Annotated in this window: 16 protein-coding genes; 10 read left to right on the top strand and 6 right to left on the bottom strand. The window is 67.6% G+C overall.

What is annotated here, in order from left to right:
- Window positions 1-13: 13 nt before the first annotated feature.
- From sdhD to ACFCQI_RS14930, 3 genes are all read right to left on the bottom strand, one after another.
- Window positions 14-427: a succinate dehydrogenase, hydrophobic membrane anchor protein gene (gene sdhD / locus ACFCQI_RS14940; protein WP_395117960.1), complete on the bottom strand. Its 414-nt coding sequence runs from the start codon at window positions 425-427 to the stop codon at window positions 14-16.
- Window positions 424-819, bottom strand: a complete 396-nt coding sequence (gene sdhC / locus ACFCQI_RS14935) for a succinate dehydrogenase, cytochrome b556 subunit (protein ID WP_395117958.1) — start codon at window positions 817-819, stop codon at window positions 424-426. The genes sdhD and sdhC overlap by 4 nt, the downstream gene beginning before the upstream one ends.
- A gap of 79 nt (window positions 820-898) precedes the next feature.
- Window positions 899-1066: a DUF1674 domain-containing protein gene (locus tag ACFCQI_RS14930; protein WP_395117956.1), complete on the bottom strand. Its 168-nt coding sequence runs from the start codon at window positions 1064-1066 to the stop codon at window positions 899-901.
- 131 nt (window positions 1067-1197) lie between these two features.
- Here ACFCQI_RS14930 and ACFCQI_RS14925 point away from each other — a divergent pair, with 131 nt between their 5' ends.
- On the top strand, window positions 1198-2001 hold the full coding sequence (locus ACFCQI_RS14925) for a YgfZ/GcvT domain-containing protein (protein WP_395117954.1): 804 nt from the start codon (window positions 1198-1200) through the stop codon (window positions 1999-2001).
- Window positions 2002-2475: 474 nt separating this feature from the next.
- Window positions 2476-2910 (top strand): cell wall hydrolase, encoded by a 435-nt coding sequence (locus ACFCQI_RS14920; RefSeq protein WP_395117952.1) that lies wholly within the window; start codon window positions 2476-2478, stop codon window positions 2908-2910.
- A gap of 84 nt (window positions 2911-2994) precedes the next feature.
- On the opposite strand, the gene ACFCQI_RS14915 is transcribed toward ACFCQI_RS14920, so the two are convergent.
- Both ACFCQI_RS14915 and ACFCQI_RS14910 read right to left on the bottom strand, forming a co-directional pair.
- Window positions 2995-3483 carry a glycine zipper 2TM domain-containing protein gene (locus ACFCQI_RS14915; protein ID WP_395117950.1) on the bottom strand — a complete coding sequence of 163 codons (489 nt, stop codon included), beginning with the start codon at window positions 3481-3483 and terminating at the stop codon, window positions 2995-2997.
- Window positions 3484-3509: 26 nt separating this feature from the next.
- Complete coding sequence (locus ACFCQI_RS14910) at window positions 3510-4088, bottom strand: glycine zipper 2TM domain-containing protein (protein WP_395117948.1); 579 nt, start codon at window positions 4086-4088, stop codon at window positions 3510-3512.
- Window positions 4089-4260: 172 nt separating this feature from the next.
- Between ACFCQI_RS14910 and ACFCQI_RS14905 the strand changes: the two genes are divergently transcribed.
- The 7 genes from ACFCQI_RS14905 (at window position 4261) to phbB (ending at window position 11341) form a co-directional block, all read left to right on the top strand.
- On the top strand, window positions 4261-5037 hold the full coding sequence (locus ACFCQI_RS14905) for a TatD family hydrolase (protein WP_395117947.1): 777 nt from the start codon (window positions 4261-4263) through the stop codon (window positions 5035-5037).
- A 69-nt stretch (window positions 5038-5106) separates the two neighbouring features.
- Window positions 5107-5631 (top strand): MarR family winged helix-turn-helix transcriptional regulator, encoded by a 525-nt coding sequence (locus ACFCQI_RS14900; RefSeq protein ID WP_395117945.1) that lies wholly within the window; start codon window positions 5107-5109, stop codon window positions 5629-5631.
- Between the two features lie 11 nt (window positions 5632-5642).
- Window positions 5643-7115 (top strand): efflux transporter outer membrane subunit, encoded by a 1473-nt coding sequence (locus ACFCQI_RS14895; RefSeq protein ID WP_395117943.1) that lies wholly within the window; start codon window positions 5643-5645, stop codon window positions 7113-7115.
- A complete protein-coding gene (locus ACFCQI_RS14890) occupies window positions 7112-8314 on the top strand; it encodes an efflux RND transporter periplasmic adaptor subunit (protein WP_395117941.1) in 1203 nt (400 codons plus the stop codon). The genes ACFCQI_RS14895 and ACFCQI_RS14890 overlap by 4 nt, the downstream gene beginning before the upstream one ends.
- A gap of 9 nt (window positions 8315-8323) precedes the next feature.
- A complete protein-coding gene (locus ACFCQI_RS14885) occupies window positions 8324-9877 on the top strand; it encodes a DHA2 family efflux MFS transporter permease subunit (protein WP_395117939.1) in 1554 nt (517 codons plus the stop codon).
- 89 nt (window positions 9878-9966) lie between these two features.
- Window positions 9967-10467: a polyhydroxyalkanoate synthesis repressor PhaR gene (gene phaR, locus ACFCQI_RS14880; protein ID WP_395117937.1), complete on the top strand. Its 501-nt coding sequence runs from the start codon at window positions 9967-9969 to the stop codon at window positions 10465-10467.
- A 112-nt stretch (window positions 10468-10579) separates the two neighbouring features.
- Entirely contained in the window at window positions 10580-11341 is a 762-nt protein-coding gene (phbB, locus tag ACFCQI_RS14875) for an acetoacetyl-CoA reductase (RefSeq protein WP_395117935.1), read from the top strand.
- 10 nt (window positions 11342-11351) lie between these two features.
- Here phbB and ACFCQI_RS14870 read toward each other — a convergent pair whose 3' ends face one another.
- A complete protein-coding gene (locus ACFCQI_RS14870) occupies window positions 11352-13319 on the bottom strand; it encodes a cytochrome c/FTR1 family iron permease (protein ID WP_395117933.1) in 1968 nt (655 codons plus the stop codon).
- Between the two features lie 344 nt (window positions 13320-13663).
- Here ACFCQI_RS14870 and ACFCQI_RS14865 point away from each other — a divergent pair, with 344 nt between their 5' ends.
- Window positions 13664-15217 (top strand): M4 family metallopeptidase, encoded by a 1554-nt coding sequence (locus ACFCQI_RS14865; protein ID WP_395117931.1) that lies wholly within the window; start codon window positions 13664-13666, stop codon window positions 15215-15217.
- Window positions 15218-15222: the final 5 nt, after the last annotated feature.

Raw genomic sequence — 15222 nt, 5'->3', positions numbered from 1 at the left:
TCGCGTTTTCGTCTCAGGGGGTCAGCGCCACGCGCAACACGGCCAGCACGCCAGCCAGTGCGCCCAGCACCGCGAGGAACTTGATCGCCACGAGCAGCACGACCTCCTTCCAGCGGGTGTGCACGTAATCCTCGACCACCACCTGCAAGCCCAGCACGGCATGCCAGAACATGGTCAGCACGAACACGATCAGCAGCAGCGCATTCCACGGCTTGGCCACCGTCGCGCGCGCCGCCGCGTAATCCGCGTGCAGCAGGCCGAGCACGGTGATCACGAACCAGATGCCCAGCACCACCAGCGCGGCCGCAGTCAACCGCTGCACCCACCAGTGCTCCACGCCGGATTTCGCCGAACCCAGTCCGCGGGCGAGTTTCATCGGATTGCGCAGCTGGCTGCGGACGTCGTCGGTTCCCACACGCAGGTTCATGCCGCACCTCCGGCCATCATTACCCAGGCCCAGGTCGCAGCGGTCAGCACGATGCTGCCGGCAACCGACAGCCAGCTCGAACGCACGAACTGGGGAATCTCGTAACCGAGTCCGGCATCCTGGATCAGGTGCCGGATGCCGTTGCAGAGGTGATAGAACAGCGCCCAGCTCCAGCCGAACAGCAGCACCATCCCGACCGGGCTGCCGATGATGCCCTTGAAGCGGTTGAAGCTATCTTCGCCGGCGGCAAGCTGCAGCAGGCCGCAGACCACCAGCAAGCCGCCGACCGCGAGGGCGATGCCGGTGGCGCGATGCGTGATGGAGGTCATCATCTGCACCTGCTTGCGGTAGATCTGCAGATGCGGGGAAAGCGGTCGTTGCTTCTCTGCCATGGCGGCTATCCTCTGTGGAATCGCTGATATCCCTGCTGCATTCGCCCCTTGATGCCGCGCCCCGTGCCGGGCGCCCCGCTCAGAAGTCGATGCAGCGCCCGTTCTTTTCCCAGTCGCCGTAGCGCGTGGGGTCCGGAGCCGGACGCTCCAAGGCTGCCTTGTCGGGCGGCGGATCGGCCGGCTTGGCGGTCGTCTCCGGCTTGACGGGGGCAGGCGTGGTTTCGATGGGGACTGAGGTATTGGACATGGTGTTTGTCAGCCGCTGAAGATTAATACTTGCCCCCGGACAGCACAACCATCGGCCCGCAGGCGCCGCACCGCATGGCGGCCATGCTACTCACTTGCGCAACGGCGCGACCGCCCCAAACTTCTCACACCATGCACGCATCCCCGATCGCCGAAACACTGTTGCTCGAAGGTCCCGATGCAGGCGCATTCGCGCACGCGCAATTCAGCAGCAAGGTGGATGGCCTCGCCGTGGGCCGCTGGCAATTCAGCGCCTGGCTGGATGCGAAAGGTCGCGTGCGTGCGCTGTTCCACCTGGCGCGGCTGGAAGAACAACGCTACCTGTTGCTGTTGCGCGGCGGCGACGCCGCGGCGATGGTGGAGGCGCTGCAGCGATTCGTGTTCCGCTCCCGGGTCCGGCTGACCGCGCTGCCGGCGCGCGGTTTGAGTACCGGCCCCGCGCAACCGTTGCATGTGATGACGATGGAAGGCGACGCCGTTTCGCTGGGTTGCGGCTCGCATGCGCTGCTCGTTTCCGCGACCGCTTCCACGGACGACGCATGGCGCGCGCTGCAGTTGCGCGACGGTTGGCCGTGGCTGCCGGCGCCGATGCTCGGAACGTCGTTGCCCGCTGCGCTGTCGCTGCAGCGGCTCGACGCGGTGGCTGTCGACAAGGGCTGTTATCCCGGCCAGGAAATCGTGGCGCGACTGCATTTTCGCGGTGGCCACAAGCGCCACCTGCACCGCGGCACGACGTCGCAGCCGGTGCAGGCCGGCGACGCGTTGCGCATCGACGATCGCGAGGTCGGTTGCGTGCTGGATGTCGTCGACGGCGACGGCGCGTCCGACGTGCTGCTGGTGCTGGACGACGACATTGCCGCACAACTTCGCGCAGGCGCTACGCCGTCATTCCAGCGTGCACTTGCATTGACGCTGCAGACGTCATGGTCCGCATGAACATGACGTGCAGACACGCGGGGATTTTTTCGCGATGGCACTTGTCAACGACACGTGAGTGCAAGTTAAATCCGCCCATCGCGGCACTTGCCAGCAGCGCTTCCCGCCACTAGGCTCCGCCGATCGAATATCGCGGCACCCGGTACACGGGGTGTCGATTGACGCGACGAACCGGATGAATCCGTATCGGCGCGACCCGGCAGCAGCAATGCCGGATGAGAACAGGCCTTGCCATCCTTCGAGGCAAAGCCGCCGGAAGCAACGCGACGCCCGCATGACGGCACCGTTCCCGGCACAACCCTTCCGGCCGGCTTCGCAGAGCCGCTCGAATCGCCACAATCCCGTGGCACAGCGCCCTGGCCACAAGTTTCGGCCCGGGCGACAGATCCAGGTGGAACGGCCTGCCCGCCCGTCCACCGCAACGGCGCAAGAAGCCGAGACGGCTTCGCGCGTACAGCACGTTGGAGGCAGAACATGAAACTTTCCCTGCTGTTGTGGCTGACGACACTGATGCCCCAGCCGGTAGCTGACCAGGCCTGCCTGGCCACGACCGTCTATCTCGAAGCACGCAGCCAGCCTACCGACGGCCAGCTGGCGGTGGCCGAGGTGGCGCTGCGCCGGCGCGATCGCGGGCATTACGGCGATACCGTGTGCAAGGTGGTCACGGCACCGCACCAGTTCGCCACCACCACCACGTCCGGATCATTCGAGATCAGCAACCTCCCTGCCTTCGTGAAGGCGTGGGACGTCGCCGGAAACTCGATCCACAACTGGCAGCTGCCGCTGGCGCAGCGTCGCATGCTGGTGCCGCACGCCGATCACTTCGCGACCACCACGATCTCCCCCTCGTGGTCGCACAACCGCCCCAGCGTGACGATCGGCGACCACGCCTTCTACGCAGTGAACTGAGCGAAAGATATCGCAGACACAGAAAAGGCCACCTTCCGGTGGCCTTTTCTTTTGGACGTCCAGACGTCCGTATGTCAAGGACGATCAGCGCGGGTAGACGTGATCGCCGCGCACCTCGACGTAGTCGCCCTGGCGCAGGCCGGGGTTCTCGCGCTGGGTCACGGTGGCGTAGCGTCCGTCGTCCAGACGGACAACGATGCGCCAGGCCACCTTGTCGCCACCGCTGCGCTTGCCGACCTGGTTGCCGACCACGCCGCCGGCCACCGCGCCGGCCACGGTCGCGGCCTTGCGGCCATCGCCCTTGCCGACCTGGTTGCCGAGCACGCCGCCGGCCACCGCGCCGATGATCGCACCCAGCGTGCCACCGTTGCCGCTGTTCTCCAGATACACCTGCTGAACCTCCTGCACCACGCCGCAGGTGTTGCAGCGAACCGGCTGGTTGCCGTAAGCCGACGACTGGCCTCCGTAGTAGCCGTTGTTGCTGTTGCCGTAAGGCTGGGTCGCGCAACCGGCGAGGGCGAGGCCCGTCGTCATCGATGCGGCCAGTGCAAGTTTTGCAATGCGTGCAGTCATCAGGTGCTCCTGTGGGGTGAATGAGCTCAATGAGCGTCGGATACCACGGTCACGCCTTCCTTCACCTCAACGCGATCACCGGGGTCGTGATCCATGCGGACCGTACGGGTGACGCCGTCGTAGACGTAGCGGACGTCGTAGCCCACGATCTTGCTGCTGGTGTTGTTGACCGTGTCGCAGCGGCGTTCGACGCTGGTGGTGACCTGCCCCTTCTGGTGCGCCGCCTCGATCCGGTTGCCGGCGTAGCCGCCGCCGACCGCGCCGGCCACGGTGGCCAGTGTCTTGCCCTTGCCGCCGCCGACCTGGTTGCCGACCAGGCCGCCGACCACCGCGCCGATCGCCGTGCCAGCGATGCGATGCTGGTCCTTCGGCGGTGCGGTGTGCGTGACGGTCTCGTCATGGCAGACCTGCTTGGGGTTGTTCACCGTCGTGCGCACCGGGTCGACGGAGACGACCTTGCCGTACTTCACCCCGGCATCGGCGCTCGCGGCCATGCCGTCCGCACCGGTCGAGCCGGCGTCCGCACTGCGGTTGCAGGCAGATACTCCCGTCACCAGCGCCGCGGCGATCGCCGCCTTGAGTACATTGACCATCAACGTGTTCATCACTTCCTACTCCTCTGTTTGAGCGCAGCCTACCGCCCGGGATGTGCAGCGGACGTAACAACCTGCGCAGTCAATTGAACCGATGCCAGACTGAATCGCAGCTAGCTCGAAGTTATGACATGGTTTTCACGCACTTGCCGTGCAGTCGCGCCCACATTCACGGATCTTCCCCATGCAACTGCTCATCGACAGCCACGTGCATCTCGACCTGGAGGCGTTCGAGGCCGACCGCGCCGCGGTCATCGCGCGTGCCGAAGCGGCCGGCGTTGGCCAACTGGTGGTCCCGGCCACCGACGCCGAAAGCTGGCCGCGCATCCATGCCCTGTGCGACGACCGACCCGGCATCCATCCCGCCTATGGCCTGCATCCGCTGTTCATGGACCGCCATCGGCCCGAGCACCTGGAGCGCCTCGGCGACTGGCTGGGCGATCACCCCGCGGTCGCCGTGGGCGAGATCGGCCTGGACTACCACGGCGCGGGGTCCGATCGCGACCTGCAGCAACGCTTCTTCGAAATCCAGCTGCGGCTGGCGCGCGAACTCGATCTGCCGGTCATCGTGCACGCACGCCAGGCACTGGAAGAGGTGAGCCTGAGCCTGCGCCGCTGCCCCGGCGCGCGCGGCGTGGTGCACAGCTTCTCCGGCAGCGAACAACAGGCAGCAAAGCTGTGGGACATCGGCTTCCACCTGGGCATCGGTGGCCCGGTGACCTACGAACGCGCGCAGCGCCTGCGGCGCATCGTTGCCGCCATGCCGATCCAGTTCCTGCTGCTGGAAAGCGACGCGCCGGACCAGCCCGACGCCGGCCACCGCGGCCAACGCAACGAACCGGCGCGACTGGTCGAGATCCTGCGCTGCGTGGCCGAGCTGCGCGGCGAGAGCGAGCAGCACGTGGCGCAAGCCACCTCCGCCAATGCCCGCCGCCTGTTCGGCCTCGACCGGAACCCGTGACAATTGTCTCTTGCCTCGGGCCATCGGCGCCTGCTAATTTACTTCACTGGTGAATTATAAATCAGTGAAATGGCGACTCTCGCAAACTGCATCGCGATGATGGACGAAGGCATCGACCGGGTCGGCCAGCTCGTCCCGCAGATGCCCGTGGCGGAAGCGCGGATGTGCCGGCTCATGCTGATGCTCGGCGCCACCATCGACCGCGAGCTGGAGGGGAAGCTCAAGCCGAACAAGCTCAACCACAGCGAGTTCCTGACCCTGATGATCCTGTACAGCCGGCCGGACGGCAGTTCCACGCCGGGCGAGCTGTGCGAGTTCACCACCCAGGGCGCCACCAACATGACGCGCATCGCCAATGCGCTGGTCAAGCGCGCCCTGATCACCCGCGGCAGCAGCAAGGAGGATCGCCGCCGCGTGCTGATCCGCATCACCCCTGCCGGCCGGCGCTTCGTGCAGAAGATGCTGCCGCCGATGTTCCCGCAGGTGGGCGCCATGTTCGGCGGCTTCAGCGCCGGCGACATGCGTCAGTTCGACCGGCTGCTGCGCAAGCTCGCCGCCAATCTCGACCAGTTGGGCGAACAGCGCCTGCCATGAAGGATTCCCGCATGAAGCACGCCTTGCCGGGCGGACGCGCGATGCTCGCCGCCCTGATTGCCCTGACCCTGGCCGCCTGCACTGCACCGGCCAGGCTGCTCTCACCCGACCTGCGTGCCGACGTGCCGCTGGCCGGGCTGCAGGCGCCCGAGCGCGCCGGCTGGCCCGCGGCGCAGTGGTGGCGGCAATACCACGATCCGCAGCTGGACAACCTGATGGATAGCGCCACCCGCCAGTCGCCGGACCTCGCGGTGGCGCAGAGCCGAGTGGCCCAGGCGGAGCAGTCGGCGAGGCTGGCAGCGGCGCAGCTCGGGCTGTCGGTGAACGGCAGCGCGCAGGTGGCGCGGCAACGGCTGAGCGACCACGGGCTGATCCCGAGCCAGTTCCTCGGCTTCAGCTGGTACAACCAGGCCGACCTCGGTGCGCAGCTCAAGTACGACTTCGACTGGTGGGGCAAGAAGCGCGCCACGCTGGAAGCAGCGCTCGACCAGGCGCACGCGGCCGAAGCGCAGCGCAGCGCTGCGGCGCTGGCACTGCAATACGCCGTGGCCGATACCTACTTCGGCTGGCAGGCCGACCAGGCGCGCCTGCAGTTGGCCGATCAAGCGCTCGCCACGCAGCAGCAGTTCAGCCGCATCGCCGATCTGCGCGTCAAGCAGGGCGTGGACTTGCCGGACGAAGCGCAGAAGGCGCGCGCGCAACTGGCCGCCGTGCAGGAAATGCGCGTGGCGCTGGAAGGCTCGGCGAAGATCCGCCGCGTGTCGCTCGCCTCGCTGCTCGGCGTGGCACCGGAACAGCTGCCCGAGCTGCAGCCGCGACCGCTGCCGCGCATCGACGAGGGCATTCCCGCCAACGCCGCGCTGGACCTGATCGCGCGCCGCCCGGACATCGCCGCCAGCCGCTGGCAGGTCGAAGCCGCGCTGCGCCAGACCGACGCCGCCCGCGCCGAGTTCTTCCCGGATTTCAGCATCAGCGCGATGGCCGGGTTGTCGAGCATCGACCTGGGCAAGCTGTTCACCGCCGGCAGCCGCACGTTCTCGCTGGCCCCGGCGCTGCACTTGCCGATCTTCAATGGCGGCGCGCTGAAGGCGAACTACGGTGTGAGCCAGGCCCAGCTCGACGCGGCAATCGCGCAGTACGACAGCACGGTGCTGGGTGCCGCCCGTGAAGTCGCCACGCAGGCGCTCGGCGCACAACAGATCGCCGCGCGGCGCGTGGTCCAGCGCACCCGCGTGGATGCGCAGCGGCAACTGCTGGCCAACGCGCAGGCGCGCGCCGCCCAGGGCGTGCGCGACGCCCGCGAGAGCCTGGTGGCCAAGGCGCAATGGCTGCAGCAGCGCGACGCGGCCGTGCAGTTGCAGGCGCAAGCCGTGGCGACCGACCTCGCGCTGGTCAAGGCGCTGGGTGGCGGCTATCGCGACGCCTCCGTCGCCGACCGCAACGCCGATGCCACCTCTTCCGTTACCGCTGGAGCCCGCCCATGAGCACCACTGAAACCGACCGGTCGTCTGTCGACGCCAACGACAGCGGCATGGCCGCGAAGGACCCGGCCAAGCGTCGGCGCGCGCTGCTGATCGTGGCCGCCGCGTTCATCCTCGCCGGGCTCGCCTGGTTCGCGCTGTGGTTCTTCGTGTTCTCCACCCGGGTCAAGACCGACAACGCCTACGTCGGCGGCAACCAGGTGGCCATCTCGGCCCAGGTGCCCGGCACGGTGGTGGCGATCCTCGCCGACGACACCCAGCGCGTCGAAGCCGGCCAGGTGCTGGTACGGCTGGACCCCACCGACGCCAAGGTGCGCCTGGAACAGGCACGCAGCGCACTGGCCCAGGCCGTGCGCGGCGTGCGCCAGCAAACCAGTTCGGCCAGCAGCGCCGACGCCCAGGTCGACGCAGCCAGGCTCGCGCTGCAGAAGGCCGACGCCGACCTCAAACGCCACCTGCCGCTGCTGGCAGCGCACGCCGAATCGCCGGAAATCGTGCAGCACCTGCGCGACGGCGTGGCGCAGGCGCGCGCCGCGCTGGCCGGCGCGCAGGCCCAGGCAGCCGCGGCGCATGCGGCAATCGAAGGCACCGACGTGGCGCGCAACCCGGGCGTCATGCAGGCCCGCGCGAATTTCAGCGCCGCGTGGATCGCCGCCCAGCGCAACGCGATCTACGCACCGGTCTCCGGCTACGTGGCGCAGCGCAGCGTGCAGTTGGGCAACAGTGTGCAGCCCGGGCAGCAATTGATGACGGTGGTGCCACTGCACGATCTGTGGGTGGAGGCCAACTTCAAGGAAAGCCAGTTGCGCCACATCCGCATCGGCCAGCCGGCGACGGTCGTCTCCGATCTCTACGGCGACGACGCGGTGTTCCACGGCAAGGTGATCGGCCTGGGCGCCGGCACCGGCAGCGTGTTCTCGCTGTTGCCGGCGCAGAACGCCACCGGCAACTGGATCAAGGTGGTGCAGCGCGTGCCGGTGCGCATCTCGCTGGACAACGCCGAGCTGGACAAGCATCCGCTGCGGGTGGGCCTGTCCAGCGAGGTCACCATCGACATCACCGACGACAAGGGCAGCGTGCTGGCCGCCACCCCGGCGCAGCAGCCGGTGGCGCAGACCGACGTCTATACCCAGATGGCCGCCAAGGCCGACGCCGAGGCCGAGCAGGTCATCCGCGCCAACCTGCCGCGCGACGCCCGCTGAGTCGAGCCGATGGCCGCCACGCCCGACGACACCACGCCCCTGAAGCCGCTGCAAGGCGGCGCCCTGGTCCTGCTGACCATCGCGGTCGCCTTCAGCACCTTCATGGAAGTGCTGGACATGACCATCGTCAACGTCTCGGTGCCGCACATCGCCGGCAGCCTCGGCGTGAGTCCCAGCGAGGGCACCTGGACGATCAGCTCCTACGCGCTGGCCAGCGCGATCATGCAGCCGCTGACCGGGTGGCTGGCGCGACGCTTCGGCGAGGTGCGCACCTTCATCAGCTCGGTGACGCTGTTCGTGCTGTTCTCGATGCTCTGCGGCATGGCTACCAGCATGCCGATGCTGGTGATCTGCCGCCTGCTGCAGGGCGCGGGCTCCGGCCCGATGGTGGCGCTGTCGCTGGCCCTGCTGCTGTCGAGCTACCCGAAGGCGAAACAGGGCATGGCGCTGGCGCTGTGGGCAATGACGGTAGTGGTGGCGCCGATCTTCGGCCCGATCCTCGGCGGCTGGCTGACCGACAATTTCTCGTGGCCGTGGATCTTCTACATCAACGTGCCGGTGGGTGCGCTGGCCGCGTTGATTACCTGGGCGCTGCTACACAAACGCGAGACGAAAACCTTCAAGATGCCGATCGACGTGATCGGGCTGGTGCTGCTGGTGGTCGGCGTGGGCGCGCTGCAGTTCATGCTGGACAACGGCAACGACCACGACTGGTTCGCCTCGCCGATGATCCTGACCCTGGGCATCATCGCGCTGGTCTGCCTCACCTTCCTGATCGTGTGGGAGCTGCACGCCAGACATCCGGTGGTCGAACTGGCGCTGTTCAAGCGGCGCAACTTCACCGTGGCCGTGGTGGCGCTGTCGCTGGGCATGATGGCGTTCTTCGGCATCAATGTGGTGTTTCCGCTGTGGCTGCAGATCGACCTCGGCTACACCGCCACCTGGGCCGGCCTGGCCAGCGCGCCGGTGGGCGTGCTGGCGTTCCTGATGGCACCGGTGATCGGCGCCAACATCCAGCGGCTGGAGCTGCGCGCGGTGGTGACGTTCGCCTTCATCGTGTTCGCGGTGACCTCGTTCTGGTTCGCCAGCTTCGACAGCTCCGCCTCGTTCGGCACCCTGGTGCTGCCGCGCTTCGTGATGGGCATCGGCATCGCCTGCTTCTTCATCCCGCTCAACCAGATGTACCTGTCCGGCCTGAACCCGGACCAGGTCGCCAGCGCCTCGGGCCTGGCCAACTTCTGCCGCACGCTGGCGTCGAGCGTCTCGACCGCGGCCACGGTGACGCTGTGGCAGCATCGCGGCGAATACCACCATGCCGTGCTGACCGAACACATCACGCCGGCGGCGCCCGCCGCGACCAGTTTCCTGCAGCACCTGGAGCACGGCGGCTTTTCCATGCGGCAGGGGCTGGATGTGGTCGACCAGTTGATCACCCGCGAGGCGCTGACCTTGTCGGTCAATGACGTCTACCTCGTTTGCGCCGTGCTGTTCCTCGCCATGATCCCGCTGCTGTGGCTGGCGCGCCCGCCGTTCGGCAATGCCGGCGGTGCCCCGGGGCACTGAAACAGGCGGATTTGCTGCGCCCGGATGCCGCAGCATGAAACGGCGGCGCCGACTGGTGCGCCGCAATATCTTCTGCTAGCTTGTGGCGCATGGCACAAAACAAACGCATCATCAAGAAGTACCCGAACCGGCGTCTCTACGACACCGAGATCTCCAGCTACATCACGCTGGAGGAAGTCCGCCAGCTGGTGCTGGACAACGAGGATTTCGAGGTCCGCGACGCCAAGAGCGGCGAGGATCTGACCCGTTCGGTGCTGCTGCAGATCATCTCCGAGCACGAGGACAAGGGGCAGCCGATGCTGTCGCCGCAGTTGCTCAGCCAGATCATCCGCTTCTACGGCGACTCGCTGCAGGGCTTCATGGGCCCCTATCTGGAGCGCAGCCTGCAGGTGTTCCTCGACCAGCAGACCCAGTTCCGCAGCCAGCTCAACAACCTCATGGGGCAAACCCCCTGGAACACGCTGAACGACCTGACCGAGCGCAACATGGCGGCGTTCCAGGCAATGCAGCGCGGGCTGATGGACACCGCCGCCAAGGTGATGCCGACCCCGCCGCCGGCCGGCACGCGCAGCGGCAAGAAGCCCGGCTGAATCCCGCGCGCCGCGACGGCCCCGCTCCGTCGCCGGCGCCCCAACCTTTCCCGGACGCTGCAGCACAACATGTGCTGCCACGCAGCGTGAGCCGGCCAGCGAAGCGATCCCGATGAATCAGACCGACACTCCACGACGCGTTGCCATCGTCACCGGCGGCATCGGCGGATTGGGCACCGAAATCTGCCGCCACCTTGCCCGCGCCGGGCGCCAGGTGGTGGCGCTCGATCTGGCTGCGCGCACCGAACGGGTCGCCGCCTTCCACCACGAACTCTCCGAATTCGGTGGCGCGGTCGAGTTCGCACCGCTCGACGTCAGCGATTTCGAAAGTTGCCGGCAGGCGCTCGCGCAGGTCGAAAACCGCCACGGCAGCGTCGACATCGTGGTCAACGCCGCCGGCATCACCCGCGACGCCAGCCTGCGCAAGATGAGCCCGCAGCAATGGCACGAGCTGATGCAGGTGAATCTGGACGGCGTGTTCAACATCTGCCGCCACGTGGTCGACGGCATGAGCGCGCGCGGCTTCGGTCGCATCGTCAACATCAGCTCGGTCAACGGACAGACCGGCCAGTTCGGCCAGACCAACTACTCGGCAGCCAAGGCCGGCGTGCATGGCTTCAGCATGGCGCTGGCGCGCGAGACCGCGCGCAAGGGCATCACCGTCAACACCGTCTCGCCCGGCTACTGCGACACGCCGATGGTGGCGGCCGTGCCCGACGACATCCGCGCCCAGATCATCGCCGGCATTCCGGTCGGCCGGCTCGGCTCGCCGGCGGACATCGCCCGCGCCGTGGCTTTCCTCGCCGCCGACGACGCCGGCTACATCACCGGCGCCAACCTGCCGGTGAACGGCGGTTACTTCATGAGCTTCTGAGCGTCCCGGCTCAACCCGCGTTGCGGGCGGCAGCAAGTGCCTGCCGCCGCGCCAGCCACACGCCGCCGGCGGTCAGCGCCAGCGCCAACGCCTGGGCCAGCAGGCCCTGCAGCGTCGGGTGAATGCCCAGCAACGGGATCGAGACGAACGACACGGCGTCGGCGCCGACCACGCCGGCCTCCTGCAAGGCGGCAATGCCGTTGCCGGCAAACACCACCGCCAGCAGCGCCAGCAAGGCCGAGGTCGCAGTGAAGAACGGCCCGATCGGCAGGCGCACGCTGTACTTCAGGATCGCCCAGGCCACCAGCGCCAGCAGCAGCGCCGCCGTGAGCATGCCGGCGATCACGTAGTGCTGCCCCTCGCTGCCCACCTGCACCCACAGGGTCTGGTAGAACAGCACGATCTCGAACAGCTCGCGGTACACGGCCAGGAACGCCACGCCGGCCATCGCCCACAAGGTGCCCTTGCCCAGCGCGGCATTCACCCGCGTGCGGATGAACGCGCTCCATGCCTGCGCGTACGATTTGCTGTGCAGCCAGTAGCCGACGTACAGCAGCATCGCCGCGGCGATCAGCGCGGTGACGCCCTCGGTGACCTCGCGATTGGCGCCGGAGATCGCCAGCAGATAGCTCGATACCACCCACGTCGCCGTGCCCAGCAGCACCGCCGCCATCCAGCCGAAGTGGATGTACGGCATCGCATCGCGGCGCCCGGTCTTGTGCACGAACGCGATGATCGCCGCCAGCACCAGGATGGCCTCCAGACCCTCGCGCAGCAGGATCAGCAGCGCGCTGAGGAAGGCCGTCAGCGGCGACAGCTCGCCCGCCGCAAGCTCCTGTTCGGCACGGTCGAGCAGGCCGTCGATGCGCTTGACCTGCGCGGCGACCTCAGCCACCGGCGGCCCCTGGGCGATGGTCGTGCGCAAGGCCATCATCCGGGTCTCCACCTCGCGCCGCAGCGGGGCGTCGACGTTGTCCAGGCTGGCCTCGACCAGTTCGAAACCTTCCAGGTAGGCACCGATGGCCAGTTGCCGCGCCATGTCGCGATCGCCGCGGCGATAGGCGTCGAGGCTGGCGTCGAGCTTGTCGCGGGTGGTTGCCATCGGCGTGGGTGCCGCGGCCTGGATCGACGCCGGATGGGCGGCCAGGTAAGCCTGCACTGCCACCAGTTGCGCGCCTTCGCGCTGCGCCACGTCATTCGGCGCCCGCGTCACCAGGTCGCCGAAGTCCTTGAACTGCGCCTTGCCGATGCCTTGCTGCCAAGCCGTGGCCCCGGCCTGCAACTGCGCGGGCGTGGCGCGCAGGCCGGCGACGTAGAACGCGAGTGACCAGCGCTCGGCCTCGGACAGTTCCGGGAACGGCCGCATCGGCGTGCCGGCCACGCCCAGCGTGATGGTGTTGTACAGCCCGTAGATGCTGCGCGCATCCATCCTTGCCGCATCGTGGAAATTGCTGGGCACCGGATCGAGCCCGGCTGCCAGCACGCCGTCGCCATGGCCGCTGACGCCGTGGCAGGCGGCGCAATCGGCGGCATACAGGCGCGCACCCGCGGCAAGGTCCGGCGCCTGCCGAGGCGCCACGCTCAGCTGCCAGACGCGGATGATGTCCCAACGCAACGCATTGGCCGCCGCGGCCACCGCCTTGCCATCGGTCTTCGTCGCGATCGCCGCGCGCAGGGCCTGCGCCTTGCCCACCAGTTCCGCCTGCCCCGTCTGTGCCGGCAACTGCTGCAGCAACGCCAGCGACTGCGTGGCGAATTCGAGCTGCTCGGCGTACTCGCTCTGGTCGAGCACCTTGCCGTCGCGCACGAACTGGGGGTAGTCCACGCTGATGTAATCGAGCATGTGCACGATCGTCTGCGCCTTGTCCGCGGCAGGCGCGGGTGCGGCTGCCGTCGCCGTGGCCGCGACGACGAGCATGCCCAGGCCCAGCAACCAGACAAGGCAGAACGAAGATGGACGACGACAATGCGTATGCATGGCGAAGCGGATTCCAGGCAGCGCCCGGCCAGGGGCGACGGAAAAACGGAAGGCACCATTGTCGCGAATGAGCGCATCAACTGCAAATGAGAATGATTCACGCAGATGCCGTATCCCTTGCACCTCGGCGGCCGCGCTGACCCGGCCGAAACTTCCTGCGTCGCGACGCCGCGTCCGTGCGGCCCTGGAACCCGGTCATTGACCGGAAATGGCAAGAAGTCGTAGTTTCCTGCGATCCGGTCGCCGTCTGTCCTGGGGGGGACTCCTCGCGCACCGGACTGCAAGACGCACCGGCAGGGAAACCTGCCGGGCGTCTTTTCAAATCACGAGGAGGGGAACCACTGATGATGCAAAAACCACTTGCCGCGGCGCTGCTGGGCGCCATCGGCCTGGCCGTCATGTCCGATGCCGGCGCAGCAACGCACGCACGCGTGCAGGCGCCATCCATGGGCAAGCTCGCGCCCGCCGCCCTGGCCAACCGCATCGGCCTGGATGCCGACGCCGCGCTGTCGCCGCGACTGCAGGCACGCACCACCCACGGCACCGTGAAAACCCGCGAACAGCAGACGTTCCGCGGCATACCGGTATACGGTCGCCAGGTCGTGGTGGAACGTGACGGCAGCGGCAACGTGCTCGGCGTCAGCGGCGAGATTTCCCGCGGCATCGGCCACGACATCGCCTCGGTCGCCCCCGCCATCAACGGCACTCGCGCCATCGGCCTGCTGCGCGCGCACGCCGGCCTGTTGCCGCTCGGCATCGGCGTCAACGGCATTCGCGACAGCGACATCCAGAACGCGAAGAGCGATCTGTACGTCTACGCCGAGGGCAACCGCGCCCGTCTCGCCTATCTCACCTCGTTCTTCGTCGATCGCAGCGGTCAGCCGACGCGCCCGATGGCGATCATCGACGCCAACACCGGGGAAGTGATCGAGTCCTGGGACGGCCTCACCACCAAGGGCAAGCCGGGCGGCGGCGGTGGCGGCAGCACCGGCACGCCGGCACTGGCCACCGGCGCCGGCGGCAACCAGAAGACCGGCCAGTATTTCTACGGCACCGACTATGCGGCGCTTGCCGTCACCCAGTCCGGTTCCACTTGCTACATGCAGAACCCGGACGTGAAGACCAACAACATGGCGAAAAGCACGCGCACGGGCACGCTGTGGAGCTTCATCTGCCCGAACAGCAGCGGCGATGCCGTGAACGGGGCCTATTCGCCGATCAACGACGCACACCATTTCGGCAGCGTCGTGCACGACATGTACAACAACTGGCTCGGCGCGCCGCCGCTGAGCTTCTCGCTGGTGATGAACGTGCACTACGGCCGCAACTACGAGAACGCGTTCTGGAACGGCTCGTCGATGAACTTCGGCGACGGCGCCAGCTACTTCTATCCGCTGACCTCGCTGGACGTCACCAGCCACGAAATCAGCCACGGCTTCACTGAGCAGAACTCCGGCCTGCAGTATTCCGGCCAGTCCGGCGGCATGAACGAGGCGTTCTCGGACATGGCAGGCGAAGCGGCCGAGTACTTCGACCGCGGCCACAACGACTGGCTGGTGGGCGCGGAGATCATCAAGAACGGCACCGCGCTGCGCTGGATGTGCACGCCGAAGCTGGACGGCGCCTCGATCGACAACGCGGCGAACTACACCAGCTCGCTGGACGTGCACTATTCCAGCGGTGTCTACAACAAGGCGTTCTGCACGCTGGCCAAGTCGTCCAACTGGAACACCAGGAAGGCCTTCGAAGTCTTCGCGCACGCCAACGCGATGTACTGGTCGGCCACCTCCACGTTCAACGCCGGTGCCTGCGGCGTGGAGAACGCGGCGGACGACTACGGCTACTCGCGCAGCGACGTGGTGGCGGCATTCAATGCCGTCGGCGTGACCTGCCAGTAGGCAAC

The sequence above is a fragment of the Rhodanobacter sp. FW102-FHT14D06 genome (genome assembly GCF_043950705.1).
In the GTDB taxonomy this organism is placed as follows: Bacteria; Pseudomonadota; Gammaproteobacteria; order Xanthomonadales; family Rhodanobacteraceae; genus Rhodanobacter.
The sequence above is the reverse complement of the archived record's forward strand: the minus strand, read 5'-3'. Positions and strand labels throughout refer to the sequence as shown.

Excerpts from the sequence above, each read along its gene's own strand:
- ACFCQI_RS14905 (WP_395117947.1), top strand. The coding sequence starts at position 4,261 with ATGCAACTGCTCATCGACAGCCACGTGCATCTCGACCTGGAGGCGTTC.
- sdhC (WP_395117958.1), bottom strand. The coding sequence starts at position 819 with ATGGCAGAGAAGCAACGACCGCTTTCCCCGCATCTGCAGATCTACCGC.
- ACFCQI_RS14885 (WP_395117939.1), top strand. The coding sequence starts at position 8,324 with ATGGCCGCCACGCCCGACGACACCACGCCCCTGAAGCCGCTGCAAGGC.
- ACFCQI_RS14930 (WP_395117956.1), bottom strand. The coding sequence starts at position 1,066 with ATGTCCAATACCTCAGTCCCCATCGAAACCACGCCTGCCCCCGTCAAG.
- ACFCQI_RS14870 (WP_395117933.1), bottom strand. The coding sequence starts at position 13,319 with ATGCATACGCATTGTCGTCGTCCATCTTCGTTCTGCCTTGTCTGGTTG.
- ACFCQI_RS14915 (WP_395117950.1), bottom strand. The coding sequence starts at position 3,483 with ATGACTGCACGCATTGCAAAACTTGCACTGGCCGCATCGATGACGACG.
- ACFCQI_RS14925 (WP_395117954.1), top strand. The coding sequence starts at position 1,198 with ATGCACGCATCCCCGATCGCCGAAACACTGTTGCTCGAAGGTCCCGAT.
- ACFCQI_RS14910 (WP_395117948.1), bottom strand. The coding sequence starts at position 4,088 with ATGAACACGTTGATGGTCAATGTACTCAAGGCGGCGATCGCCGCGGCG.
- ACFCQI_RS14865 (WP_395117931.1), top strand. The coding sequence starts at position 13,664 with ATGATGCAAAAACCACTTGCCGCGGCGCTGCTGGGCGCCATCGGCCTG.
- ACFCQI_RS14900 (WP_395117945.1), top strand. The coding sequence starts at position 5,107 with ATGGCGACTCTCGCAAACTGCATCGCGATGATGGACGAAGGCATCGAC.
- phbB (WP_395117935.1), top strand. The coding sequence starts at position 10,580 with ATGAATCAGACCGACACTCCACGACGCGTTGCCATCGTCACCGGCGGC.
- sdhD (WP_395117960.1), bottom strand. The coding sequence starts at position 427 with ATGAACCTGCGTGTGGGAACCGACGACGTCCGCAGCCAGCTGCGCAAT.
- phaR (WP_395117937.1), top strand. The coding sequence starts at position 9,967 with ATGGCACAAAACAAACGCATCATCAAGAAGTACCCGAACCGGCGTCTC.
- ACFCQI_RS14920 (WP_395117952.1), top strand. The coding sequence starts at position 2,476 with ATGAAACTTTCCCTGCTGTTGTGGCTGACGACACTGATGCCCCAGCCG.
- ACFCQI_RS14895 (WP_395117943.1), top strand. The coding sequence starts at position 5,643 with ATGAAGCACGCCTTGCCGGGCGGACGCGCGATGCTCGCCGCCCTGATT.
- ACFCQI_RS14890 (WP_395117941.1), top strand. The coding sequence starts at position 7,112 with ATGAGCACCACTGAAACCGACCGGTCGTCTGTCGACGCCAACGACAGC.